The following is a 25,797-nucleotide window of genomic DNA, read 5'->3' as shown; positions in this document are numbered from 1 at the left end:
AAAGAAATGTCAAAGCAGTGTCTATGTTTCTGATTAGGCAAAAAAAAGCCCCCGATCTCCGGTGCAACGTTGCTACGAAGAATCAGGGACTTAGCAGTTATCTAAACCAATTCCTAATTTAGCGAAGCCACACTGTCCGCGATCTGCTGTGCGGTCTGCTGCCAGCCTGCAGCCAGCGTGCGGACCAGCGCATCATAACCATCCTCATTTTGCGGCAACGTCACACTAAAGCTGCGCTTGATAAGCTGATCCTGATGCTGCAGCAGCCATTCACCGCTGACCACGACCCGCCCGTCATAACGTCCCTGAAAGCCACTTACGCTGACGTTAAGCGTATCGTAGCCCTCTCCATGCGGTGACGCGGCGACCACGCGGCCCGGCAGCGCCTGGCTCAGATTAGCAATCAGCGTCTGCTGCAGCTGCTGATCGAGCGGGCTGGCCCAGAGATTATTGGTGGCAATGACATACTTGACATCGCTGGTCTGATAAACCAGTCCGTTGCCTGCCAGATAGTCAGGCACATTCACATGTTCCACCCAGAGCATCGGCTGGCTGCTGCCCGCGCTGCTGGCGACGCGTACCGTACTGCTGCCTGCCGGCAGCTGATAGTAGGTGGTGTCGATGGTTGTGCTGCACCCTGCCAGCAGCAACATAGCTCCTGCGATGATGGCTTTTTTCACTGTTTCGCCCTCTTTGGCTGCGGATCCTGGCCTGGCTTCGCTTCAAATACCAGGGCATTGCTTTTCGCATTCAGCGTTTTCAGCACCGGCTGCAGCTCACGCAGCACCTGATCAAGCCGCTGCATATCTCCCACCAGTTTATTGTACGCTGGCGATCCCGGCTGCAGCCCTTTCATGCTGCGGTTGAGTTCACGCAGCGTCTGCTGCATATCAGCAGGCAATGTTTTCATTGCCGGACTGCCGGTAAGCTGGTTCAGATTATTCAGCGTATTCTGCAGCTGACGCAGCGTGCGCTGACTCTCTTTCAGCGTGCCGGTCGCCTCATTAATCATCGGATTAAGCGGCAGCGCATTGATCTTATCCAGCGCCGCCATCAGCTTCTGCTGGATCTGGCTGAGACCACCGCTGACGGTAGGGATCACCTCAAGACCTGCTACGCTGTTCGGTCCTTTATAGGCTGGCGCTTTATCGTAGAAATCGAGATCGACAAACAGCGCGCCGGAGAGGAGGTTGCCGGTTTTCAGCGTGCCGCGCAGGCCACGTTTCTTCCCATCCTGCAGATGCTGCTCCAGATTAAAATCACTGCCCAGTCGTGCGGTAAAGCGATCGGGTTCGATGCGAATCAGCACCGGCACGCGATAATCTGTGTTCAGCGCCTGGTCCATACCCGGGATCATATAAGGCACCTGCGCGACGGTTCCCAGACGAATACCGCGGAACTCAACCGGTGCACCCACCTGCAGGCCGCGAATCGAATCACTGAAGAACATCAGGAAATCAGTGTGTCGGGTATAGAGTGAATCCTGAATGCTGCGCTGATCGTCATAAAGATGATAATCCGCTTTGTTCTGTGCGACCTCACCCAGATCCCAGCCATCCGGTACGTCAAAGCTGACGCCGCCGCTAAACAGCGTGGTCAGTGAGCCCATCTCCACGCGCATCCCCGAAGCAGACATATCAACGGCAATGCCGCTGTCTTTCCAGAAACGCACATTTGTGGTCACCAGCCGGTCATAAGGCGCAGTGACAAACAGCTGATAGGTCATCATACGTTTGTCAGTATCAAAGGTGCTGGTTTCCACCGTGCCGACGCGGTAACCGCGGAACAGCACCGGATCGCCCGGATTGAGCTGACCCGCTTTGTTGCTGTCGAGCACAATGCGGACCCCTTTCGCATCCGGCGGCGCCAGCGGCGGTGAATCGAGCAGCTGATAATGCTCCGGCTGTTCGCCTTTTGCACCGGGCTGCAGCTCGATATAGGCGCCTGAAAGCAGTGTGCCAAGACCGGTGATCCCTTCGCGTCCAATCTGCGGTTTAACCACCCAGAACACGCTGTCTTTATAAAGCAGCTTCTCCATGCCGGCGTTCAGACGGGCTGTGATCTCGACGTGATGCAAATCGTCAGTCAGCACCGCACTCTCTACGGTGCCCACATCCACGCTGCGGCTTTTGATAGTGGTTTTACCCGCCACGATGCCTTCGGCGTTTTCGGTGATCAGCGTCACCAGCGGCCCCTGGTGGCTGAAGTGGTAAAAAAGGATCCACCCGCCGATCAACAGCGTAACGATGGGTACGATCCAGACTGGCGACCAGCGTTTGATCTGATCGACTTTAGCAGTCCCGTGATTGTTGTCCGTCAAGACGCGACTCCTTACGTTCAGTTTCCTGTTGGCGATCCCAAATCAGACGCGGATCGAATGTAATAGCGGCAAACATGGTTAATATCACCACCAGGGCAAAGAGCAGCGCGCCCGGTGCGGGATAGACGTTCATCAGCTGTCCCATGCGCACCAGCGCAGAGAGCACGGCGATAACAAACACATCGATCATCGACCAGCGACCAACAAACTCCACCACTTCGTAGATCAGATGCATTTTTTCGCCATCCCGCTGGCCGCGCCCGCTGGCGTGCCAGCAGAGCCAGCCAATAGCGACCATTTTCAGCGAGGGCACCATAATACTGGCGATAAAAATCACCAGTGCAACGGGCCAGGAACCATCGCTCATCAGCAGGATAACGCCGCCCATGATCGTTGAGGGATACTGGGAACCCAGCGTCTCCGTCACCATGATCGGCATAATATTAGACGGGATATAGAGCATAACGGAAGTCAGCAGCAGCGCCAGCGTCCACTGCAGGCTATGTCTGCGGCGCGGTGCCGCGGCTACCCCGCAGCGATCGCAGCGCGGCTGCGTCGCCGGCAGAATAGCCGTACAGCAGGGGCAGCTGCGCAGCCCCTGCTGCAGACCACTTTTTCCCGCCTGCGGCGTAAACGGCAGCGCGGGCAGCGCGTCTATTTGTTGCCAGACCCAGCGCCGATCCACACACTGAAACGCGCGCAGCTGCAGCAGGCAGAACAGGCACCAGGGCCAGAAGCTGCTGCCTAAGCCGATCTCGCCATACGCCATCAGCTTGACGAAACTCACCAGCACGCCGGCCATAAAGATCTCTGCCATGCCCCAGCTGCGCAGCTGAAAAAGAATACGCGCCAGTCCCCGCCGCAGCGGGTGCGGCAGAGCAATCTGGTTGACCAGCAGCAAAATCGTCACCATGCAGAAAGCCGGAATACCCTGCACAAACAGCAGAAACAGGGAAGCCAGGCTGCGGTAATCCTCCCGCACCATGACGCGCGGGATCTCCGGCAGCGTAATGCGGCTGGAGAGACCGGCGACGTGCATATCGATAAACGGAAACAGATTGGCCAGCACCAGCATAAACAGCGCCGCCAGCGCATAACCGGTTGGACGCTTGCGCGGTTCATGCCAGTTAGCCAGCAGCTGCGTATGGCAGCGCGGGCAGCGGGCACGGCTGCCCGCCGGCACAGCGGGCAGCCTGACGGTTAAATCACACTGTGGACAGAGCATCCACTGCTGCGCCTGCGGCGACGTTGCGCACATGCCCTTTTCCTCTGTGTTATGCGCCGTTTTTCAGCGCTTCCAGCTCTTCCCAGCGGGCAAAGGCGGTTTCCAGCTCCTGCTCCGTCTGCGCCAGCGTATCCAGCACCGGCTGCGTTTTTTCATGCGGCTGACTGAAGAAATCGGGATGGCTCATCTGCGCCTGCAGCTCACCAATCCGCGCTTCCAGCTGCTCCAGCTTTTGCGGCAGCTGTTCCAGTTCACGCGTCAGGTTATAGCTTAGCTTGCCTGCGCTGCGTTTGGGGGTTTCATTTTTTTCAGCTGTTTTCACCGGTGCGGAAACCGTCGGGGCAACACGCGTCTGTTTGTACGCCGCGCGCTGCTGCTGCGCATCATGATAGCCGCCCACAAACGCGCCCACTTCGCCGTTACCTTCAAATATCCAGCATTCGGTAACGGTGTTATCCACAAACTGACGATCGTGGCTGACCAGCAGTACGGTGCCCTGATATCCGTCGACCAGCTCTTCCAGCAGCTCCAGCGTTTCAACGTCCAGATCGTTGGTCGGTTCATCGAGGATCAGCAGGTTGCTGGGCTTCAGGAACAGCCGCGCCAGCAGCAGGCGATTGCGCTCTCCGCCCGACAGCGCGCGTACCGGCGTCATGGCGCGTTTCGGATGGAACAGAAAGTCCTGCAGGTAACCCAGTACGTGACGGGGTTTGCCGTTGACCATCACTTCCTGTTTGCCTTCCGCGAGGTTATCCATCACGGTCCGGTCCGGATCGAGTTCAGCGCGATGCTGATCGAAATAGGCAATTTCAAGCTTGGTGCCGCAGTGCACTCGTCCACTGTCCGCTTTCAGCTGCCCCAGCATCAGGCGCAGCAGCGTGGTTTTTCCGCAGCCGTTAGGCCCAATCAGCGCAATCTTATCGCCGCGCTGGACCTGGGCTGAAAAGTCTTTAACCAGCGTTTTGCCTTCGACGCCGTAGTTTACATTCTCCAGCTCAAAGACAATTTTTCCGGAGCGGGCCGCTTCGCCGACCTGCATATTGGCTTTGCCCATCACGTCACGACGCTCGGAACGTTCGCGACGCAGCGCTTTCAGTGCCCGCACGCGGCCTTCATTGCGGGTACGACGCGCCTTGATCCCCTGACGGATCCACACCTCTTCCTGCGCCAGCTTGCGGTCAAATTCAGCATTCTGCATCTCCTCAACCCGCAGCGCCTCCTCTTTACCCACCAGGAACTGATCGTAATCTCCCGGCCAGGAGACCAGCTTGCCGCGATCGAGATCGACAATGCGCGTCGCCATATTGCGGATAAACGAGCGGTCATGCGAAATAAACACGATGCTGCCGGTAAAGGTTTTCAGGAACGTTTCCAGCCAGTCGATCGTTTCAATATCGAGGTGGTTAGTAGGCTCATCCAGCATCAGCACGCGTGGGTTACTGACCAGCGCACGGCCCAGGGCCGCTTTACGCAGCCAGCCGCCGGAGAGCGAAGAGAGTTCTGTATCAGCCTGCAGGCCAATCTGCTGCAGAACATCGTTGATACGGCTGTCGAGCTGCCAGAGATTCTGGTGATCGAGAATCGTCTGCAGCCGGCCCATTTCATTGAGGTTTTTCTCGCTCGGATCCTCCATCACTTTATGCGAAATGGCGTGATAGGCTTTGAGATGCTCCGCCTGCTCGGCCACGCCCTCAGCGACAAAGTCATACACCGAACCGGTAATGTTACGCGGCGGATCCTGCTGCAGGCGCGAAACGATCAGGTCCTGCTCATAGATGATACGCCCATCATCCAGCGGCTGTTCGCCGTTGATGATTTTCATTAATGTGGATTTACCGGCACCGTTACGGCCCACCAGACAGACGCGTTCGCCCTCTTCGATGTGCAGTTCGGTATTATCCAGCAGCGGTGCGTCACTGAATGAGAGGTAGGCACCATGGATACTGATCAACGACATATAAATTATTCCTTACCGGCGTGGCTGACCAGCCAGCAGTTGTGAATTTGACGATTACGGGCAAAGTCCTGTGACAGGGTTTTTTGCGTGATCTCCTGCGCCTGTAGACCGAGCCGTTGCAGGCCCTCCAGATCCATTTTGAAGCCGCGCTTGTTGTTGGAGAACATAATGGTGCCGCCGCGACGCAGCATGCGCTTCAGGTTTTGCAGCAGCATCAGATGATCGCGCTGCACATCAAAATCCGCCTCCATACGCTTGGAGTTGGAGAAGGTCGGCGGATCGATAAAAATCAGGTCAAACTGCTCGTCGCTTTCACGCAGCCAGCTCAGGCAGTCGGCGTGCAGCAGGCGATGCTGACGGCCGGTCAGACCATTAATGCGCAGGTTGCGCTCTGCCCACTCAAGGTAGGTACGCGACATGTCAACCGTAGTGGTGGATTTTGCCCCGCCCAGCCCGGCGTGCACGCTGGCGCTGCCGGTGTAAGAGAACAGGTTCAGGAAGTCTTTACCTTTACTCATCTCGCCGAGCATCTGCCGCGCGATACGGTGATCGAGGAACAGGCCGGTATCAAGGTAGTCAGTAAGATTAACCAGCAGCCGGGCATTGAACTCCTGTACTTCAAAGAATTCGCCCTTTTCTCCCAGTTTTTGATACTGATTTTTGCCCTTTTGCCGCTCGCGGGTTTTCAACACCAGCCTGTTAGCCGGGATCTCCAGCACGCTGAGCGTGGCGCTGATGACATCAAACAGCCGCTGGCGCGCTTTGGCCGCGTCGATGGTTTTTGGTGGCGCGTACTCCTGCACCACCACCCAGTCGGCGTAGCGATCCACTGCAACATTGTATTCCGGCAGATCGGCATCATAAAGGCGGTAGCACTCAATGCCCGACTGACGCGCCCATTTCTCCAGCTTCTTCAGGTTCTTGCGCAGGCGGTTTGCGAAATCTTCCGCAATCTGCGCGCTGCCAGCCGCACCGGACGCCGCCAGCTGATAATTTTTCTGCACGCACTCCAGCGGGCCATTTTTCGCTTTAAACTGGCGCTCCGCGCGCAGCTGCAGGCAGCTCAGCAGATCGGGTGAGGCGCTGAACAGCGACAGATTCCAGCCGCCAAACTGCTGCTTCATAATGCGGCCCAGCTGGCTGTGCAGCGCAATCAGCGCCGGCTCGCTCTCCAGACGCTCACCATAAGGCGGGTTACTCAGTACCGTTCCGGTCACGCTTTTATCGTCAAGCGGATTACTCAGCTTCAGCACATCCTGCTGCGCAAAGGTGAAAAGCTCGAAGACGCCGGCACGACGCGCGTTAGCGCGCGCCCACTCCAGCACGCGGCCATCGTTATCATAACCAAAGAAGCGTGCCTGGGCGGCTGCGGTGCCAGCCCGCGCGCGCTGCAGCGCTTCGCTGCGCAGCTCCTGCCACAGCGCTGCGTTATGCTGCTTCCAGCGGCTAAAGCCCCAGTGGCTGCGCAGCAGACCCGGCGCGCGATCGCAGGCAATTAAGGCCGCCTCAATCAGCAGCGTGCCGGAACCGCACATGGGATCCAGCAGCGGCGTTTCCGGCTGCCAGCCGGAACGCATAACAATGGCAGCCGCCAGATTCTCTTTCAGCGGCGCCTGACCGGTCTGCTGACGATAGCCGCGCTGATGCAGCGCGGTGCCGCTGAGATCCAGTGCGATGCTGACGCGATCTTTATTCAGCCAGGCGTTAATGCGAATACCGGGCTGCTCGCGATCCACGCTGGGGCGCGGCAGATCCTGACGGGTAAAGCAGTCAACGATCGCATCTTTAATTCGCAGCGCGCCAAACTGGCTGTTGCGGATAACGTCGTTGGTGCCGCTGAAATGGATGGCAAAGGTGGTTTCGCTGTCAAACAGCTCAGCCCAGGGGATACTCTGCGCGCCGACATAGAGATCGAGGTCACTCCAGACACCGAATTCTCCCAGCGGCAGCAAAATACGTGAAGCCAGACGGCTCCACAGCAGGCTTTGATACATTACGCGATCGTCGGCACGGAAGTGGACGCCGCCCTGCACCACCTGCAAATCCTGCGCGCCCAGCGCGTCCAGCTCAGTTTTCAACAGCTCTTCGAGCCCACGCGCCGTACTGGCAAACAGAGAATTCATATCGTCACTTATACTCTTGCTAAAATTGCTGCGCATTATAGCGAATCAGCGTCCTATGTCATAAAGTTAGCTTCTTTTTGTCTGCATGGAGCGATGATGATTACCTTATCCCGTCTTTATATTCACCCGGTCAAATCGATGCGCGGCCTGCAGCAGTCGCATGCACAGGTGCTGCAGAGCGGTCTGGCGTTTGATCGCATCTTTATGATCACCGAGCCTGACGGGACGTTCATCACCGCCCGGCAGTTTCCGCAGCTGGTGCGTTTTACGCCGGTTGTGCTGCCGGATGGCCTGCTGATTAACGCGCCGGACGGTCAGCAGGCGCTGATCCGCTATGCCGACTTTGCAGCAGAAGAGAGCGAAACCGTTGTCTGGGGCAACACCTTTACTGCCCGCATCGCGCCGGAAGCGATTAACCGCTGGCTGAGCGACTATTTTCCGCGCCCGGTACAGCTGCGCTGGACAGGTGAGACGCCGACGCGGCGCGTAAAGCGCTTTGACGCCGTGCCGCTCGGCTTTGCCGACGGCTATCCGTTTCTGCTGGTCAATATGGCGTCGATGCAGGATCTGCAGCAGCGCTGCCCGGCTGGCGTACGCGTGGAGCAGTTTCGCCCTAACCTGGTGGTCAGCGGTGCCCCCGCCTGGGATGAAGATAGCTGGAAGCGGCTGCAAATCGGTGACGTTGAGTTTGTCGTGCCGAAACCGTGCAGCCGCTGCATATTTACCACTATCGGGACGGAGAACGGAGAGAAACATCCGGCGGGTGAGCCGCTGACTACGCTGCAGGGCTTTCGCAGCGCGCAGGATGGCAGCGGTGATATCGATTTTGGCCTCAATCTGATAGCCCTGAACAGCGGGCTGATCCGCAGCGGCGACAGCGTGACGATTCTGGAACGCCATACCCCGCGCGTCTATGGTGCCGGCAAAACAGAAGCTTCGCTGACAGCAGAGCCAGGTGCGCCTGCCAGCGTCACCATTACCTGTCAGGGCCGGCGTTTTGAGGGAGATAATCAGCAGGTATTACTGGAGCAGCTGGAGATGGCCGGGTTTCGTATTCCCTACTCCTGCCGGGCCGGGCTGTGCGGCAGCTGTAAAGTCACGCTGGTCGCCGGCACCGTCAGGCCGTTAAAGCAGAGCGCCGTACGTGCTGACGGCACTATTCTGAGCTGCAGCTGTATTCCGGACAGTGATATTGAGCTGGGATAAAATCTAAACCGCGCGCGCGTACCAGGTCGCCAGCTGCAGCGGCTGCAGGCGATCGTTCATGATTTTGATCGCATCGCCAAGCTGCATGCTTTTTCCCGCCATGCTCAGTGCCGGCTGCGCCACCAGACAGAGCGCCGCGTTTTCACTGCTTTCTACTACCAGCAGCTGTGCCTGCTCACCGCTCTCAGCCAGCGTAGCCGTGACCATATCGCCCGCGACCGGCTGCCAGCTATGTTTGTGGCTGATGAAGTGCCAGCTTTTTGGCATCAGCGGCTTGAGGAAGCGGCTTGCCACCAGCGCATTCAGGATCAGCTCGGCACGCTGATGAGCGGATAATTCACTCTCACGACAGCGGTCATCGAAACTAAAATAGAGTGCGGCATCATCGACGCAAAATCCGCTGCTGTTAAAAGCGTCGGGCGTCAGCATTTTGCGGGAGAAGCGGGAGCGGAAGAGTGTGCCATCAGCCAAATCAAGCATCATACGGTCATGCTCGGCGTCATAATACCAGCGCCAGTTGTCATCGGGTTTGATTTTCATGATGTGCCTTGTGGGATTCTGCTGCGCTAAATGGCGCCTAAAAAATAAAATATCGCTTTAAGCAAAAAGCTGAAAAATAGAACAACAGGGGAAAATATAAACGAGCCAGAGGGAGAAATAAACCCCCTGGCCGGGGAAAGTGAGATATGTCTTAGAGGTGGGTCACGATATCTTTAATTAAAGCCGGTCCCTGATAAATAAATCCGGAGTATATCTGCACCAGGGTGGCGCCCGCGGCAATTTTTTCCCGTGCGGCGATGAGTGAATCTATTCCACCGGCACCAATAACAGGTAAGCGCCCCTGCAGCTCCTGCGCCAGCCGGCGGATTACCTCTGTGCTGCGCGTCTGTACCGGGCGTCCGCTCAGGCCGCCCGCTTCATCTGCATGTTTAAGTCCGCTGACCAGCGTACGATCCAGCGTGGTATTGGTTGCAATCACACCATCAATCTGGTGACGCACCAGGCTGTCAGCAACCTGGATTAATTCCTCCTCAGACAGATCCGGCGCAATCTTTACGGCCACCGGAACATATTTAAGGTGTCGCTGCTGTAGTTCCTGCTGTTTTAATTTAATCGCCGCCAGCAAATCGTCCAGCGCATCGCCATATTGCAGCGTACGCAGACCCGGCGTGTTAGGTGAAGAGATATTTATCGCAATATAACCCGCATGGGCGTAGACCTTCTCCATGCAGATCAGGTAATCCTCTTTCCCCTGCTCAACCGGGGTATCTTTATTCTTGCCAATATTGATCCCCAGTACGCCTTTAAATCGCGCTTTTTTGACGTTCTCTACCAGATGATCAACCCCGTGGTTATTAAATCCCATGCGGTTAATGATGCCGCCCGCCTCAACCAGACGGAACATACGCGGTTTATCATTTCCGGGCTGCGCACGCGGCGTTACCGTACCGACTTCAATAAAACCAAACCCCATCGCGCCAAACGCATCAATGCACTCCGCGTTTTTATCCAGCCCGGCCGCCAGACCCAGCGGGTTGGGAAACGTCAGGCCCATACAGCTTACCGGACGCGCCGGCAGCGACTGCCGAATCAGCCCCTCCAGCGGCGTACCGCTGATAAAACGCAGCTGCTGGAAAGTGAGTTCATGCGCGCGCTCGGGATCGAGTTTAAACAGGGCGGGCCGGACGATGGGATATAACATGCACTCTCCTGAATGGCAGTAAAGGAAGAAACAGCGGGTGCACGGGAAGACGTGCGCCAGAATGGTAAGGTGCTCTGGCGCAAAAGTAAATTAGTGACGAACCTCAGAACAGGATCGCGATCAACGGCGGGATGAATAACGACTCAGGCGATTACGGCACGCCTGCAGACCGTGATAGAGCGGCGGACAATACCAGAGCAGTTTCAGCCGGGTATTATGCCGTAATACGCGCCGCACCAGACTGTTTACCCGCGGCTGCCACTCGGCAGGTACTTTAATGCGGTGTTTACGGATCTGTGCCAGGCAGCCATGCATAATGGTCTGATAGTAGTCATCCAGTAATGCCTCATCCTGCGGCAGCTGATGCTCTCGCAAAAACGCTTCGCTGCTGTCGCGGGCGATAAAGTAGTTTTTTATCCAGGAGAAGTCGCGGGTGCTTTGCGACAGCGAACTCTGCATAAAGCGCTTGTAGTAGTAGCTCTCGCCGGTGCAGTAGAAACTGTGCGCCTGCATATAGAGCGCGAACATAAAAGGCGCATCTTCATGATTCTGAATCGGCAGGAAACTCAGCCCCAGCCGCTCAATCAGCTGCCGGGAAATGATGCTGCTCCAGATCACCCGGTGCGCCGACTGATGCTGGATCAGCGTGCGCAGACTTTCGCTGCCGCCGGAGAAAAGGCCGCTGACGTGACGCTGATGAATCGTCTGATAGTGGCGCTGCGGTTCCGGGACGTCGAAAAACATTTTTGCGCCGAAGCAGAACAGCTCAAGTCCGGTATGCTGCGCCTGCGCGCGCCGGAAATCGGCAAACAGAGTGGCGGAGATAAAGTCATCGGCATCCATAAAATAGAGGAAATCGCCGGTGGCGACCGCCAGCCCTTTCATCCGCGCTGCGCTGACGCCGCCGCGGTTGCCGCTCAGCAAAGTGACCTGCGGATGCGCCTCAGCGAACGCCGTAAGCCAGCTCACGCTCTCATCCGTTGAGCCGTCGTCAATGATAATAATCTCATCTGCCGGCGACGTCTGCTGCAGCAGCGACTGCATCGTCTCCGGCAGCCACGGGGCGCAGTTCCAGTTCGGAATAATGACCGATATAGTCGGGACGGAGCGCGACGTCATACTTATCCTCTTTCTTCAGCATTAACAACGGGTGTACGGCGCAGGCGCTTCAGCACCAGGCTATGCAGCAGACAGCAGACGCCGAGATTCACGGCACCAATCAATGCCAGCCAGAGCAGATTAATCCAGCGATTCTGATTCCACTCAATAGGCAGCAACGTGCTCAGGCCGGCAATCAGGCCCGATACCGCCCAGATCAGCGCCACGTCGCGCGTTAGCCAGCTGAAGTGGATACCCGGCGCAAAACGACGGTGTACCAGCCATGCCCAGCCAACCAGGTAGAAAATGTTCTGCGCCAGCCACAGCCAGCCGGTTCCCAGCGCGCCGTAGTGAATCGCACACCAGATGTTAAGCGGCACCAGCAGAATGGCAAACAGGGTAAAGCCCTGCATATGGAGTTTTAGGTTGCCATTCACGTACTGCAGGTGATAGAGCAAGCCACAGATCGCCTGAATTCCGCTGCCTAAGGCGTAAAGCGTCAGGACAAAAGCCATCTCATCGACAATCTGCGTTTTTTGCGTCCACGCCCAGAGCAGCGGACCAGAATAGCAGGCGATAGTGATACTGAGCGGGGCCATAAAAATGGCGACTGCCTGCGTGGTGTAACGGTAGAGACGCAGAGATTCCGCATCGCCCTGCTGCCGGGTTTTCATGCCGGTCATGCGCGGCACAATCGCCTGCATAATCGGGCTGCTGAGCAGCAGAATACCGGTCGCCGCCGTTGCCACGACGGTAAAGGATCCGTACTCGCTCAGCGGCAGGGTTTTAGACAGCACCAGACGGTCAATCTGCGAGATAAACGTCCAGATTGCGCTGGAGAACGCGGCGCTCAGCGCAAAGCGAATAAAAGGCCTCAGCACCTCTTTCAGGTCGCTTCTCTTCTCTTTGCGCGCGGCGCGCGGGATAAGCTGATACGCCTTCCAGATGCAGCAGCCCGCCTCAGCGATGGAGACCAGCAGCTGCCAGATAAAGAATGTCAGCACGGCGTTGGCGAAGAGCTGGATCACCAGCACCGCACCAAAGGTGCGCAGCGTGGTAATAGTCAGGTTAACGCCATTCAGCCAGACCTGATGTTCAAAGCCGATGATCACGCTGCGATAGGGACTGGTGCGCCAGCGAATGGCCGCGGTGATCACCATAATCGCCACGGCGATAACCACATCGCCGGCCGGCAGATGACGCGCATCCAGCCAGTGTGTCGCTATCCAGGGCGTTGCCAGCCAGCCCAGCACCACCAGCACCAGCGTTGAAAAAAGGAAAAAGCGCGTCAGGGTAGTAAACAGCGCCGGAAACCAGACAAATTCTGCCTGATTAGCGCGGTAGCGCGCCGCTTCACGCATCAGCGTGGTGGAGACGCCCGCATCCAGCAGCTGCAGCCAGGTCAGTAATATAGAAAAGAAGCCGACCAGGCCATACGCTTCCATCCCCAGATTCTGAATATAGAGCGGCACCACTAAAATACCTGACAGCGTCAGGTAGATCTGCCCGACATAGTTGGCAATCGCATTACGTTTGATAGACATAAAAGTATGGGGGTCTGGGTATTTTTCTCAATGTCTTCAAGCGTGACACAAAAATGTGACAGCGCCCACAGGAGTAATTCTTAAAAACCACCTGGCATTCACGCCGCAGCTTTTTCTTAAATTCATCAATAAAAAACAGAGATTGGGCCGTTTTATCCGCCGCCGCTCTGTGGGCCCGGCTGGCAGCGCAGGCAGTAGCGTTGCGCAGGCAGCAGATCGGCAGCGGGATCCGTTTGCCGTTTTAAAGCTTTTGATTGCCGGATAAATCATTTACCCCTTTTCCGGCGCTCTGGCAGGATTAAGACAATCAGTTCTCAATTAAACGTTATCGATAACTTTTTGTTATAAGGAGCAGGTATGCGGATCCTAACGCTGGCGGGCAGCCCCCGTTTCCCTTCACGTTCGACGGCGCTGCTGACGCTTTGCCAGCGTCAGCTGGAAGCCCGGGGCGCCGAAGTTATTGCGTGGAATATTCACAATTTTCCGCCGGAAGATTTGATCCATGCCCGTTTCGACTCCCCTGCCCTGAATGCGTTTAAAGCTGACATCGCCAGCGCGACCGGCGTCATCATTTCTACTCCTGTCTATAAAGCGTCATTTGCAGGTGCGCTAAAAACTGTCCTGGATCTGCTGCCGGAGCGGGCGCTGGAAGAAAAAGTCGTACTGCCGCTGGCAAGTGGCGGCAGCGTGGCACATATGCTGGCGCTTGATTACGGGCTTAAACCGGTACTGAGCACGCTGAAAGCGCAGGAGGTGTTACAGGGAGTATTTGCGCAGGATCTGCAGATTACGCATTACGACCGCCAGCCGGAATTTGCCAGCGATCTCACTTCCCGTATTGATGATGCGCTGGAGAACTTCTGGCTTGCGCTGCAGCGCCGTCATCTGCCTTTTGCCCGGGCTGTCTGAGGAGAGACTATCGTGAAACGACTTATAACGGCTCTGCTGCTCCCGGCGCTGGCTGCCCTGTTTACCCTGACGGCCAGCGCAGCGGACGCGCCTTCTCAGATCCGTATCGGCTACCAGAAAGGCTCGGTCAGCATGGTGCTGGCAAAATCGCACCGGCTGCTGGAGCAGCGTTTTCCGGCGATGGCAATTAAGTGGATTGAGTTTCCTGCCGGCCCGCAGATGCTGGAAGCGCTTAACATCGGCAGTATCGATTTAGGCAGCACCGGGGATATTCCTCCGCTCTTTGCGCAGGCCGCCGGGGCCGATCTGCTTTATGTCGGATCGGAACCCGCGAAACCTAAAGCAGAAGTGATCCTGGTACCGCAGAACAGCCCCATCCACAGCGTGGCCGATCTGAAAGGCCGCAAAGTTGCCTTTCAGAAAGGCTCCAGCTCGCACAATCTGCTGCTGCGCGCGCTGCAGCAGGCGGGTCTGAGCTTCAATGATATTCAGCCGGTCTATCTGACGCCAGCCGATGCCCGCGCGGCGTTTCAGCAGGGTAACGTTGACGCCTGGGCGATCTGGGATCCTTATTACTCAGCCGCTCTGCAGCAGGGCAATGTGCGCGTCCTCACTGACGGCAGCACGCTGAACCTGACCGGCTCTTTCTATCTGGCGACCCGACAGTTTGCTGAAGCCAGTCCCGACACCCTCAGCCAGGTGCTGTCCACCTTCAGCGAGGCGGATGCGCTGACGCAGAGCCAGCGAACGCAGAGTATCGACCTGCTGGCGCAGGCGATGGGCCTGCCAAAACCGGTCCTGGCGAGCTATCTCGACCATCGTCCGCCCACCACGATTACCCCCGTCAGTGCACGCACCGCCGCCGCGCAGCAGCACACTGCCGATCTGTTTTACGCCAGCCATCTGTTGCCGGTAAAACTCACCATCGCTGACCGCATCTGGCAACCCCGGACGGCCCATTAATAAGGAACAACACAATGAGCATATCTGTTTTCTGGTTTCTTCCCACGCACGGCGATGGTCACTATCTGGGAACCGCCGAAGGCGCCCGTCCGGTGGATCACGGTTATCTGCAGCAGATAGCACAGGCCGCTGACCGGCTGGGCTTTGGCGGCGTGCTGATCCCGACCGGCCGCTCCTGCGAAGATGCCTGGCTGGTCGCTGCCTCACTGATCCCGGTAACGCAGCGCCTGCGCTTTCTGGTGGCACTGCGTCCCGGCGTGATCTCGCCGACCCAGGCAGCGCGTCAGGCGGCAACGCTGGATCGCCTCTCTAACGGTCGTGCGCTGTTTAACCTGGTGACCGGTGGCGATCCGGAAGAGCTGGCGGGCGATGGCGTTTTTCTCGACCATCGCGAGCGCTATGCAGAATCGGCGGAATTTACCCGCATCTGGCGACGTGTTTCTGAAGGCGAAACGGTGGACTATGAGGGCAAACACGTCAAAGTGCGCGGTGCGCGCCTGATGTTCCGTTCGGTACAGCAGCCGCGTCCGCCACTCTGGTTCGGCGGCTCTTCTGATGCTGCGCAGGATCTGGCTGCTGAACAGGTTGACGTCTATCTCACCTGGGGAGAGCCGCCCGCGCTGGTTAAAGAAAAGATTGAGCAGGTACGCGCCAAAGCCGCAGCGCAGGGGCGCACGGTGCGCTTCGGTATTCGTCTGCACGTGATTGTGCGCGAAACGAACGAAGAGGCGTGGCAGGCCGCGGATCGGCTTATTTCACATCTGGATGACGCCACGATTGCCAAAGCACAGGCGGCGTTTGCGCGCACGGATTCGGTCGGACAGCAGCGGATGGTTGCCCTGCACGGCGGCCAGCGCGATAAGCTGGAGATCAGTCCGAACCTCTGGGCTGGGGTTGGCCTGGTACGCGGCGGAGCCGGTACTGCGCTGGTCGGCGACGGGCCAACTGTCGCAGAACGCATGCGCGAATATCAGGCTCTGGGGATTGAGACCTTTATCCTTTCTGGCTATCCGCATCTGGAAGAAGCGTACCGCGTTGGCGAGCTGCTGTTTCCCCATCTTGACCTGGCCGTGCCGGAAGTGCCTGCACCGCGCATCGTGCAGGCGCATGGCGAAGCCGTGGCCAATGATTTCACGCCACAGAAAGTTGCGCAAAGCTAAGGAGTTTGGATGTCTGAGCAGATAAAAACGCTGCGCAATGCGCTGCTGCCCTGGCTGCTGCCGGTGGGAATAGTGGCGATATGGCAGCTCGCTTCGTCGCAGGGCTGGCTCTCCACGCGTATTTTACCGGCGCCGGAGAAAATTGTGACCGCCTTCTGGCAGCTGACCGCCAGCGGTGAACTGTGGCAGCACCTGGCCATCAGCAGCTGGCGCGCACTAATCGGTTTTGCTATCGGCGGCACGATCGGGCTGGCGCTCGGACTCATCACCGGTACATCGCGCACCGGTGAGCGTCTGCTGGATACCTCGCTACAGATGCTGCGCAACGTGCCGCATCTGGCGCTGATCCCGCTGGTGATCCTCTGGTTTGGCATTGATGAATCGGCCAAAATTTTCCTGGTCGCACTCGGTACGCTGTTTCCGATCTACCTCAATACCTATCACGGGATCCGCAATATCGATCGCGGGCTGATAGAGATGGCGCGCAGCTATGGCCTCTCCGGCTGGTCGCTGTTTGCGCAGGTTATCCTGCCTGGCGCCCTGCCCGGCATCATGGTCGGGGTGCGCTTTGCGCTGGGTCTGATGTGGCTGACGCTGATTGTGGCTGAAACCATCTCGGCCAACTCCGGTATCGGCTATCTGGCGATGAACGCGCGCGAATTTTTGCAAACTGACGTGGTGGTGGTGGCCATTATTCTTTATGCCCTGCTGGGCAAACTGGCAGACGTGGCGGCACAGCTGCTGGAGCGTATCTGGCTGCGCTGGCACCCGGCCTGGCAACTGAAGGAGAGCAACGCATGAGTAATGCCGTACAGAATCCGGCGCGCCTGATCAGCGGCACCCCGGTCGCCATCAGTAACCTCTCTAAGCACTATGGCAATCGTACTATTCTTGACCAGGTCAGCCTGCATATTCCGGCCGGGCAGTTTGTTGCCGTGGTCGGGCGCAGCGGCTGCGGTAAAAGCACCCTGCTGCGGCTGCTGGCCGGACTGGAAGTCGCCAGTCAGGGTGAGCTGCTGGCAGGTAACGCGCCGCTGGCCGCGGCGCGCGACGATACGCGACTGATGTTCCAGGATGCGCGTCTGCTGCCGTGGAAAAAAGTGATCGATAACGTCGGACTCGGCTTACGCGGCCGCGAATGGCGCAGCGCCGCGCTGGAGGCACTGGAGGCCGTAGGGCTTGCCGATCGCGCAAATGAGTGGCCTGCTGCCCTCTCAGGTGGACAGAAGCAGCGCGTGGCGCTGGCGCGGGCGCTGATCCACCGTCCTGGCTTACTGCTGCTGGATGAACCGCTGGGCGCGCTGGATGCCTTAACCCGCATTGAGATGCAGAGGCTGATCGAATCACTCTGGCAGCAGCACAATTTTACGGTACTGCTGGTGACGCATGATGTCAGCGAGGCGGTGGCGCTGGCCGATCGGGTGTTACTGATTGAAGAGGGTAAAATCGGGCTCGACCTGTCAATCGATTTGCCGCGTCCGCGCCGCAAAGGCTCGGCTCGGCTGGCGGAGCTGGAAGCGAGCGTACTGGATCGGGTGATGACGCGCAGCGCCGCTGAGCAACCGCTGCGCTTTGCCCGGCAGCGTTAACTGCCCTGCCCGCTGGCGGGTCTGTCCGCCAGCGGGCTGTGCATCAGTGATGCAGCAGGTCATCCACCACCTGCGCTTTACTCAGCTGGTAAGGGAAGAACGTGGGCCAGTTTTCCAGTTCATCAAACAGCGCAGCCTGCGAGACATTACCCGTAAAGATATGAAAGTGGGATGACTTACGCGGGCTGATAATGTGATCGCTGAACTGTACAAAGTGCGGCGCTTTACTGGCTTTATCAGTGCATTCAAACAGATAACGCACCCCTCTTTTACCGGAAACGTAGTTGAGCACCTTGTAACCTTTATAGGCATATTTACAGCTGCTGACCGCGCCTTTTTCGGTAAATTCCATCACGTCGTTTTCAATGCCGATGTCAGTAATATCGCTGGCATAGCCGATGAGATAGTACTGTTTAATGTCGCTGAACGAGCGCGTTTTATCGGCTGCCGCTTTTTTTTGAAATACCGGATCCAGTGAGCCATCTCTGGCATAGGAATAAACGGACTGCCATACCCCTTCCCAGTCGGAAAGCGGCCGATCTTTCACATCGCCATCGGCAAAGATGCCGCTGGCCGCGCGCACCTCTTTTTCACTCAGTGGAGCACCGTGCGAATGACCGCCGTGTGCAAATACCGTTGAACTGCAGGCCAGCCCCAGAAATAGTGTCCAGTACGCTACTTTCATCCTAATATACTCACGCTTTGTTTTATTGATGTTATAACATAACATATAAGTCAGCGTAACGCACCCTGCCGGATTAGCGGCCAAAGTAGTGATTTATGAGAAGGTTTGGCGCGCCATACTGTAGTGCCCGCATGGCCGCAAAAGAGCAGCCGCAACCGGTGACGGTTGCGGCTGCGGAGGATTACGCGTTCAGCGCTTTGGTGATTTTCTCATAGAGATCGCCGGAAAGATTATCCAGCCCCTTTAGCTGCTGCAGTGCCTGACGCATTAACGCCTGACGTCCTGCATCATAGCGCTTCAGGCGGATCAGGGGTTCAATCATGCGCGCGGCCACCTGCGGGTTACGCGTGTTGAGATCGGTCAGCATTTCAACCAGGAACTGATAACCGCTGCCATCCTGCGCGTGAAACGCCGCCGGGTTGCCCGCCGCGAATGCGCCAATCAGCGCCCGGATGCGGTTGGGGTTACCCATGGTGAAGGAGCGATGGTTCAGCAGCGCACGCACGTTGCGTAACACTTCTGGTGCCGGGCTGGTCGCCTGCAGCATAAACCATTTATCCATGACCAGACCGTCCTGATGCCAGCGCTCATCCCAGGCGGCCAGCAGCGCGTCGCGGCACGGCAGCTGTGCCATCACCGCTGCCGAGAGCGCCGCCAGCGCATCAGTCATATTCGTGGCGTGCGCATACTGCGCCTGAACCAGACGATCGGCCTGCGTCGTATCCCCCAGAGCCAGATAGCTCAGACAGACATTCTTCAGCGCGCGCCGGCCAATTTCCGCATGATCAACGCGATATTCGCTGCTCTGGCTGGCCAGATAGAGCGCATAGCACTCGTCGTTCAGCTCGTTTGCCAGCGTGCGCATCAGCGCATGGCGTACGGCGGCAATCGCCTGTGGATCGATGATGTCGAACAGCTCTGCTATCTCATTTTCTGATGGCAGGGTCAGGATCAGCGCCATCAGCGCCGGATCGCCCTGCTCATCCAGCAGCACCGCCCGGAAAGCGTCAGCAACGTGCAGAGGCAGCGACAGCGGCTGGCCCTGCTGGTAGCGCGCGACGTTGAGACGAATATAGGTTGCGAGCAGACTCTGCGCCGCATCCCAGCGGGAAAACTCATTGCTCGCGTGACGCATCAGGAAGGTGAGCTGTGCGTCGCTCCACTTATAATCGAGTTTTACCGGTGCAGAGAATTCACGCAACAGTGACGGCACCGGCTGAAAATAGACGTTATCAAAGACAAACGTCTGGAACGCCTGCGTCACGTTCAGCACGTGATGTACCGGCTGGCCGTTATGCTGCAGCGGGATCACTTTGCCTTCGTTATCGTAGAGTTCGATATCCAGCGGAATGTGCAGCGGCAGCTTCTCCTGACCATCTGCGGTTGGCGGCGTATGCTGGGTCACGTGCAGGGTATACTGCTCCAGCTCCGGATTATAGTCATCGCGCACGCTCAAGACCGGCGTGCCTGACTGGCTGTACCAGCGACGGAACTGGGTTAAATCGACGCCAGAGGCATCTTCCATCGCCTGGACAAAATCGTCGCAGGTTGCCGCACTGCCGTCGTGACGTTCGAAGTAGCACTGCATGCCCTGCTGAAACTTCTCTTCACCCAGCAGCGTGTGCATCATGCGGATCACTTCCGATCCCTTCTCATACACCGTCAGGGTATAGAAGTTATTCATCTCTATAACCTGATCCGGCCGGATCGGGTGCGCCATCGGGCTGGCATCTTCGGCAAACTGCGCACCGCGCATCACCCGCACGTTATCAATACGATTCACCGCGCGGGAGCCGAGATCGGAGCTGAATTCCTGATCGCGGAATACCGTCAGACCCTCTTTCAGGCTGAGCTGGAACCAGTCGCGACAGGTGACGCGGTTACCGGTCCAGTTATGGAAATACTCATGGCCGATCACCGCCTCGATGCCGAGATAATCTTTATCCGTCGCGGTTTCCGCTTTTGCCAGCACATATTTGGAGTTAAAGACGTTGAGGCCTTTGTTCTCCATCGCGCCCATATTGAAGAAATCCACGGCGACAATCATAAAGATATCGAGGTCATATTCGAGACCAAAACGCTCTTCATCCCACTTCATGCTGGCTTTCAGCGAGGTCATTGCCCAGTCGGCACGATCGAGATTACCGCGGTCAACAAAGATCTCCAGCGCGACGTCGCGCCCTGAACGGGTGGTAAAACTGTCGCGCAGCACATCAAAATCACCTGCCACCAGCGCAAACAGATAGCAGGGTTTCGGGAACGGATCCTGCCACGTCACCCAGTGACGCCCGTCGTCCAGCTCGCCGCTCTTTAGCTTGTTACCGTTGGAGAGCAGATACGGGTAGCGCACCGGGTCGGCCCGGAGCGTGGTGGTAAAGCGCGCCAGAACGTCAGGACGATCCAGGTACCAGGTGATGTGCCGGAAACCCTCCGCCTCACACTGGGTGCAGAGCGCCTCGCCCGACTGATACAGCCCTTCCAGCGCGCTGTTTTTAGCCGGATGGATCAGGTTTACAATGCGCAGCGTGAAGTTGTCAGGCAGCTGACTGAGGATCAGCGCCCCCGCCTCTTCGCGATAGTGCGGCCAGGGCGCGCCATCTACCGTCAGCTCAACCAGCGTTAACGCTTCACCATCAAGATGCAGATCGGCGTCTGCTGCGCCGAGACGTTTGACCTGACTGATGGCTGTTACGCGTGTTTCTGTTGCATCCAGATCAAACGTCAGGTCGATATCCGTAATGGTGTAATCAGGCGCCCGGTAGTCGTGGCGATATTTAATGTGCGGCTGTTGCGTCATATATCCTTCTCGCATCGTTGTTATGTTGAGGCCATCCTGTTGCGGTGGCGCAAATATCTCAAAGTCTAAGCGGCCTGACGGCGAGTTGCCATGCGCAATGCGCGCTGGCGCAGAAAAGGCTACAATTCAGTAACAATGGCACAATTGACCCTCGACCCGCCACCTGCAAATGTGGTGTGATCGAAGAGATTACTGTTTTATACTCCTGCGTCTTTAGGATTTTGTTAAACACCGGGCTCTGCTCCGCGGAAGAGGATGCTGAAACGCACCATGACTGGACACGCTTCCCCGATTTTGACCACGCTGCTTGATACCGATGCGTACAAGCTTCATATGCAGCAGGCCGTATATCATCGTTACTACGATGTCCCGGTTACCGCAGAATTTCGCTGTCGCAGCGATGAACAGCTTGGCCGGTATGCCAGCGAGATTCGCGCGCAAATTGATACTCTGCAAGATCTGACCCTGAGCGACGATGAGTTTGCCTGGCTCAGTAACCTGCCTTTTTTCCAGCACGACTATCTGACCTGGCTACGCGCCTTTCGCTTCAATCCGGCGCAGGTTGAGGTACGGGACGAGCGGGGCCAGCTGCGCATCCAGATCCGCGGCCCGTGGCGTGAGGTCATTCTGTGGGAAGTGCCGCTGCTGGCGCTGATCAGTGAAGTGGTACATCGCCACCGCACGCCGCAGATCGCCGCAGAGCAGGCGGTCGCGCATCTGCAGCAAAAACTTTCAGCCTTTCAGACGCAGGTTGCCGATCTCGATATGTCGCGCTTTCAGCTGATGGATTTCGGCACGCGCCGCCGCTATTCACAGGAGGTGCAGGAAGCGATTGTCAGTACGCTGAAAGCGGAGTTTCCGTGGCTGGTGGGCACCAGTAATTACGATCTGGCGCGTCGTCTGCAGCTGACGCCGGTCGGCACCCAGGCCCATGAGTGGTTTCAGGCGCATCAGCAGATCAGCCCGGTGCTGGCCAACAGCCAGCGCGCGGCGCTGCAGTCGTGGCTGGATGAGTATGATAACCAGCTGGGCATTGCGCTCACGGACTGCATCACCATGGACGCCTTTTTGCGCGATTTTGGTCCCGGCTTTGCCCATCGTTATCAGGGACTGCGCCACGACTCCGGCGATCCGGTTGAGTGGGGCGAGAAAGCCGTTGCGCACTATGAGCGGCTCGGTATCGATCCGCGCAGCAAAACGCTGGTGTTCTCTGACAATCTCAACCTGGATAAAGCGCTGGCGCTCTATCGTCACTTTGGTCAGCGTGCCAACGTGGTGTTTGGTATTGGCACGCGCCTGACCTGCGACATTCCGGGCGTAACGCCGCTTAACATCGTGATCAAACTGGTCAGCTGCAATGGCAAACCGGTCGCCAAACTCTCTGACAGCCCGGGTAAAACGATTTGTCAGGATAAAGCCTTTGTGCGTGCGCTGCGCAAAGCATTTGACCTGCCGCTGGTTAAACGCGCCAGCTGACCTGCCACGGGCAGGGTTCACTCCCCTGCCCGCCGCCATTAAAATCACTCACTTCCCGCAATTTTGCTTGTTTCCTGATGGCTCGCAAGTAACATAGCAACACCCCTGAACGTGGGAGAATTGGCTGTTTCTGTCAGCACCGTACGTCACCTGTGACGATAGCCGGGTGCGGCGGGACACCCGTTATTTCATCTATATATAGAGAGATTTTTATGAGCGTAGTGCCTGTAGCGGATGTACTGCACGGCCGGGTCGCGGTTGACAGTGAAGTCACCGTACGCGGCTGGGTGCGTACCCGAAGAGATTCCAAAGCCGGTCTTTCCTTTATCGCCGTTTATGACGGCTCCTGCTTTAATCCCGTTCAGGCTGTCGTCAATAATTCTCTGAATAATTATCAGGATGAAGTGCTGCGTCTGACCACCGGCTGCTCGGTCATTGTTACCGGCACCGTAGTGGAATCACCGGGCCAGGGCCAGGCATTTGAGCTGCAGGCCACCCGTGTTGAAGTGACCGGCTGGGTTGACGATCCTGACACTTACCCGATGGCTGCCAAACGTCACAGCATCGAGTATCTGCGCGAAGTGGCTCATCTGCGCCCGCGTACTAACCTGGTTGGCGCCGTCGCGCGCGTGCGTCATACCCTGGCGCAGGCGCTGCATCGCTTTTTCCATGAGAACGGCTATTTCTGGGTTTCCACGCCGCTGATCACCGCATCAGATACGGAAGGCGCAGGCGAAATGTTCCGCGTATCGACGCTGGATATGGAAAACCTGCCGCGCGATCCGCAGGGTAAAGTGGATTATGACAAAGATTTCTTCGGTAAAGAGGCGTTCCTGACCGTATCAGGCCAGCTGAATGCTGAAACGTATGCCTGTGCGTTGTCAAAAGTCTACACCTTTGGCCCAACGTTCCGTGCGGAAAACTCCAACACCAGCCGTCACCTGGCGGAATTCTGGATGCTGGAGCCGGAAGTGGCGTTTGCCACGCTGGATGACGCCGCAGCGCTGGCTGAAGCGATGCTGAAATATGTCTTCAAAGCTGTACTGAATGAACGTGCTGATGACATGGCGTTCTTCGCCGAGCGCGTGGATAAAGATGCCGTTGCGCGCCTTGAGCGTTTTGTTACCACCGATTTTGCACAGGTAGACTATACCGACGCAGTTGACATATTGCTGAAGAGCGGCCAGAGCTTTGAAAACCCGGTTGCATGGGGTGTGGATCTCTCTTCTGAACATGAGCGCTATCTGGCCGAAAAACACTTCAAGGCGCCGGTGGTGGTGAAGAACTACCCGAAAGATATTAAAGCGTTCTACATGCGTATGAATGATGACGGTAAAACCGTAGCGGCAATGGACGTGCTGGCACCGGGCATTGGTGAAATCATTGGTGGATCGCAGCGTGAAGAGCGGCTGGATGTGCTGGATGCCCGTCTGGCAGAGATGGGGCTGAATAAAGAGGATTACTGGTGGTATCGCGACCTGCGTCGTTACGGCACCGTACCGCACGCCGGCTTTGGTTTAGGGTTTGAACGTTTGATCGCCTATGTCACCGGCGTACAAAATGTAAGGGACGTTATCCCCTTCCCGCGTACCCCGCGCAACGCGAATTTCTGATTTCTGCAATTAAATATAAGAAATTCATATATATACCGAGGTCGGCACTGCCGGCCTTTTTTTATTTTTGTAAATCTTGAGATATCTCACAAAGTTCCGTAATTATTACAAATTGTCACACAATTTTTCTTTTTGATACTCAATTAGGAGATTTGAATCATTTTCGGGCTAGAAATAGCAACTGCGGAGTGAAAAGATGCGTGCAGACATATGAGACACCAAACTTCTTTCAGGGTTCCTGTAAAGTTTTCCTGACGGCAGTGGCAGGTGTCCAGATAACTCCAATGAGGGTAATAAATAATGATGAAGCGCAACATTCTTGCAGTGGTTATCCCTGCTCTGTTAGCTGCCGGTGCAGCAAATGCAGCAGAAATCTATAACAAAGATGGCAACAAACTGGACCTCTACGGAAAAGTTGACGCACGCCACACATTCTCTGACGACGCTGGCAACGATGGCGACGCCTCTTATGTGCGCTTTGGTTTCAAGGGTGAAACGCAGATTACCGACCAGCTGACCGGTTACGGCCAGTGGGAATACAACATCCAGGCAAACGTTGCTGAATCTCAGGGTACTGAAGGTTCCAAAACCCGTCTGGGCTTTGCCGGTCTGAAATTTGGCGACTACGGCTCATTCGACTACGGTCGTAACTACGGCGTAGGCTACGATCCACTGGCGTGGACCGACGTTCTGCCAGTATTCGGCGGCGACTCTGGCCGTTCTGACAACTTTATGCTGGGTCGTTCTAACGGTCTGGCGACCTACCGCAACAGCAACTTCTTTGGTCTGGTTGATGGCCTGGCGTTCGCTGCTCAGTATCAGGGCAAAAACGAAGAGTCCGCCAATGGCCGTAGCGCAGATCGCGCAAACGGCGACGGCTGGGGTACTTCTTTAACCTATACCTCTGAGATCGGCGTAGGTGTTTCTGCGGCATACTCCTCTTCTGACCGTACCAACGGCCAGCAGGGCGCTTTCTATGGCAACGGCAGCGAGAAAGCTGACGCCTGGTCAACCGCGCTGAAATATGATGCGAACAACGTATACCTGGCTGCGATGTACGGTGAGAGCCGTAACTCAACCTGGATTACAACTAACGCTGATACTCCTGCAGAACTCAACGGTGCAGTAAACAAAGAGCAGAAGTTTGAAGTTGTAGCTCAGTACCAGTTCGACTTCGGTCTGCGCCCATCCCTGGCTTACGTCCAGTCTAAAGGCAAGGATATCGAGACCTGGGGCGATCAGGACCTGTATAAGTACGTTTCAGTGGGTACTTACTACTACTTCAACAAAAACATGTCTACCTATGTTGACTACCAGATCAACCTGATGGATGACAACGACTTTACCCGCGCAGCTGGCATCACTACTGATGACACCGTTGGCGTAGGCCTGGTTTACCAGTTCTGATTCTGCGAATCAGCACGGTTTAA

Annotated in this window: 20 protein-coding genes; 9 read left to right on the top strand and 11 right to left on the bottom strand. The window is 56.9% G+C overall.

Going from position 1 to position 25,797, the window contains the following annotated elements; translation table 11 throughout:
* Nucleotides 1–113: 113 nt before the first annotated feature.
* Genes pqiC through rlmKL form a run of 5 tightly spaced genes read right to left on the bottom strand, consistent with a single transcriptional unit; the run spans nucleotide 114 to nucleotide 7,625 of the window.
* Nucleotides 114–680, bottom strand: coding sequence for a membrane integrity-associated transporter subunit PqiC (pqiC, locus tag B4056_RS05490; protein ID WP_039383640.1), 567 nt, complete (start codon nucleotides 678–680; stop codon nucleotides 114–116).
* A complete protein-coding gene (pqiB, locus tag B4056_RS05485; RefSeq protein ID WP_039383639.1) occupies nucleotides 677–2,320 on the bottom strand; it encodes an intermembrane transport protein PqiB in 1,644 nt (547 codons plus the stop codon). The genes pqiC and pqiB overlap by 4 nt, the downstream gene beginning before the upstream one ends.
* Nucleotides 2,292–3,578, bottom strand: coding sequence for a membrane integrity-associated transporter subunit PqiA (pqiA, locus tag B4056_RS05480; RefSeq protein WP_113655658.1), 1,287 nt, complete (start codon nucleotides 3,576–3,578; stop codon nucleotides 2,292–2,294). The genes pqiB and pqiA overlap by 29 nt, the downstream gene beginning before the upstream one ends.
* Nucleotides 3,579–3,594: 16 nt before the next feature.
* Nucleotides 3,595–5,502, bottom strand: coding sequence for an ABC transporter ATP-binding protein (locus B4056_RS05475; protein WP_288654061.1), 1,908 nt, complete (start codon nucleotides 5,500–5,502; stop codon nucleotides 3,595–3,597).
* Between the two features lie 5 nt (nucleotides 5,503–5,507).
* Nucleotides 5,508–7,625 carry a bifunctional 23S rRNA (guanine(2069)-N(7))-methyltransferase RlmK/23S rRNA (guanine(2445)-N(2))-methyltransferase RlmL gene (gene rlmKL, locus B4056_RS05470; RefSeq protein WP_094111463.1) on the bottom strand — a complete coding sequence of 706 codons (2,118 nt, stop codon included), beginning with the start codon at nucleotides 7,623–7,625 and terminating at the stop codon, nucleotides 5,508–5,510.
* Between the two features lie 96 nt (nucleotides 7,626–7,721).
* Between rlmKL and B4056_RS05465 the strand changes: the two genes are divergently transcribed.
* Entirely contained in the window at nucleotides 7,722–8,831 is a 1,110-nt protein-coding gene (locus B4056_RS05465) for a YcbX family protein (protein WP_094111464.1), read from the top strand.
* A gap of 3 nt (nucleotides 8,832–8,834) precedes the next feature.
* Here the strand turns inward: B4056_RS05465 and B4056_RS05460 are convergent, their stop codons facing one another.
* The 4 genes from B4056_RS05460 to B4056_RS05445 form a co-directional block, all read right to left on the bottom strand.
* Nucleotides 8,835–9,371 (bottom strand): cell division protein ZapC, encoded by a 537-nt coding sequence (locus tag B4056_RS05460; RefSeq protein ID WP_039383627.1) that lies wholly within the window; start codon nucleotides 9,369–9,371, stop codon nucleotides 8,835–8,837.
* 151 nt (nucleotides 9,372–9,522) lie between these two features.
* Nucleotides 9,523–10,533 (bottom strand): quinone-dependent dihydroorotate dehydrogenase, encoded by a 1,011-nt coding sequence (gene pyrD / locus B4056_RS05455; RefSeq protein ID WP_108569213.1) that lies wholly within the window; start codon nucleotides 10,531–10,533, stop codon nucleotides 9,523–9,525.
* Nucleotides 10,534–10,653: 120 nt separating this feature from the next.
* Nucleotides 10,654–11,652 (bottom strand): glycosyltransferase family 2 protein, encoded by a 999-nt coding sequence (locus B4056_RS05450; protein WP_039383623.1) that lies wholly within the window; start codon nucleotides 11,650–11,652, stop codon nucleotides 10,654–10,656.
* A 2-nt stretch (nucleotides 11,653–11,654) separates the two neighbouring features.
* Nucleotides 11,655–13,175, bottom strand: a complete 1,521-nt coding sequence (locus B4056_RS05445) for a lipopolysaccharide biosynthesis protein (protein ID WP_150017267.1) — start codon at nucleotides 13,173–13,175, stop codon at nucleotides 11,655–11,657.
* A gap of 357 nt (nucleotides 13,176–13,532) precedes the next feature.
* On the opposite strand from B4056_RS05445, the gene ssuE reads away from it, so the two are divergent.
* From ssuE to ssuB, 5 genes are read left to right on the top strand one after another with little or no spacing between them, the layout of a single operon-like run.
* Nucleotides 13,533–14,084: an NADPH-dependent FMN reductase gene (gene ssuE, locus B4056_RS05440; RefSeq protein WP_150034549.1), complete on the top strand. Its 552-nt coding sequence runs from the start codon at nucleotides 13,533–13,535 to the stop codon at nucleotides 14,082–14,084.
* Between the two features lie 12 nt (nucleotides 14,085–14,096).
* Nucleotides 14,097–15,047, top strand: a complete 951-nt coding sequence (locus tag B4056_RS05435; RefSeq protein ID WP_113655661.1) for a sulfonate ABC transporter substrate-binding protein — start codon at nucleotides 14,097–14,099, stop codon at nucleotides 15,045–15,047.
* A gap of 14 nt (nucleotides 15,048–15,061) precedes the next feature.
* The gene (gene ssuD, locus B4056_RS05430; protein WP_288654055.1) at nucleotides 15,062–16,207 is read left to right on the top strand and encodes an FMNH2-dependent alkanesulfonate monooxygenase; all 1,146 of its coding nucleotides are present in this window, start codon (nucleotides 15,062–15,064) and stop codon (nucleotides 16,205–16,207) included.
* Nucleotides 16,208–16,216: 9 nt separating this feature from the next.
* On the top strand, nucleotides 16,217–17,008 hold the full coding sequence (gene ssuC, locus B4056_RS05425; protein WP_094111471.1) for an aliphatic sulfonate ABC transporter permease SsuC: 792 nt from the start codon (nucleotides 16,217–16,219) through the stop codon (nucleotides 17,006–17,008).
* Nucleotides 17,005–17,796, top strand: a complete 792-nt coding sequence (gene ssuB, locus B4056_RS05420) for an aliphatic sulfonates ABC transporter ATP-binding protein (protein WP_150034547.1) — start codon at nucleotides 17,005–17,007, stop codon at nucleotides 17,794–17,796. Before ssuC ends, ssuB begins: the two co-directional genes overlap by 4 nt.
* 43 nt (nucleotides 17,797–17,839) lie before the next feature.
* On the opposite strand, the gene zinT is transcribed toward ssuB, so the two are convergent.
* Nucleotides 17,840–18,481 carry a metal-binding protein ZinT gene (zinT, locus tag B4056_RS05415; protein WP_288654053.1) on the bottom strand — a complete coding sequence of 214 codons (642 nt, stop codon included), beginning with the start codon at nucleotides 18,479–18,481 and terminating at the stop codon, nucleotides 17,840–17,842.
* A gap of 181 nt (nucleotides 18,482–18,662) precedes the next feature.
* Entirely contained in the window at nucleotides 18,663–21,278 is a 2,616-nt protein-coding gene (pepN, locus tag B4056_RS05410; RefSeq protein WP_113655663.1) for an aminopeptidase N, read from the bottom strand.
* 270 nt (nucleotides 21,279–21,548) lie between these two features.
* Here pepN and pncB point away from each other — a divergent pair, with 270 nt between their 5' ends.
* The 3 genes from pncB to ompC all read left to right on the top strand — a co-directional run bounded on the left by pncB (nucleotide 21,549) and on the right by ompC (nucleotide 25,774).
* Nucleotides 21,549–22,754 carry a nicotinate phosphoribosyltransferase gene (pncB, locus tag B4056_RS05405; protein WP_039385774.1) on the top strand — a complete coding sequence of 402 codons (1,206 nt, stop codon included), beginning with the start codon at nucleotides 21,549–21,551 and terminating at the stop codon, nucleotides 22,752–22,754.
* Between the two features lie 212 nt (nucleotides 22,755–22,966).
* On the top strand, nucleotides 22,967–24,367 hold the full coding sequence (gene asnS, locus B4056_RS05400; RefSeq protein ID WP_104084732.1) for an asparagine--tRNA ligase: 1,401 nt from the start codon (nucleotides 22,967–22,969) through the stop codon (nucleotides 24,365–24,367).
* A gap of 300 nt (nucleotides 24,368–24,667) precedes the next feature.
* Nucleotides 24,668–25,774 (top strand): porin OmpC, encoded by a 1,107-nt coding sequence (ompC, locus tag B4056_RS05395; RefSeq protein ID WP_113655664.1) that lies wholly within the window; start codon nucleotides 24,668–24,670, stop codon nucleotides 25,772–25,774.
* Nucleotides 25,775–25,797: the final 23 nt, after the last annotated feature.

It is taken from the genome of Pantoea sp. UBA7232, from assembly GCF_002473195.1.
Lineage (GTDB): Bacteria > Pseudomonadota > Gammaproteobacteria > Enterobacterales > Enterobacteriaceae > Pantoea > Pantoea eucrina.
This window is presented reverse-complemented; position numbering and strand designations above follow the sequence as displayed.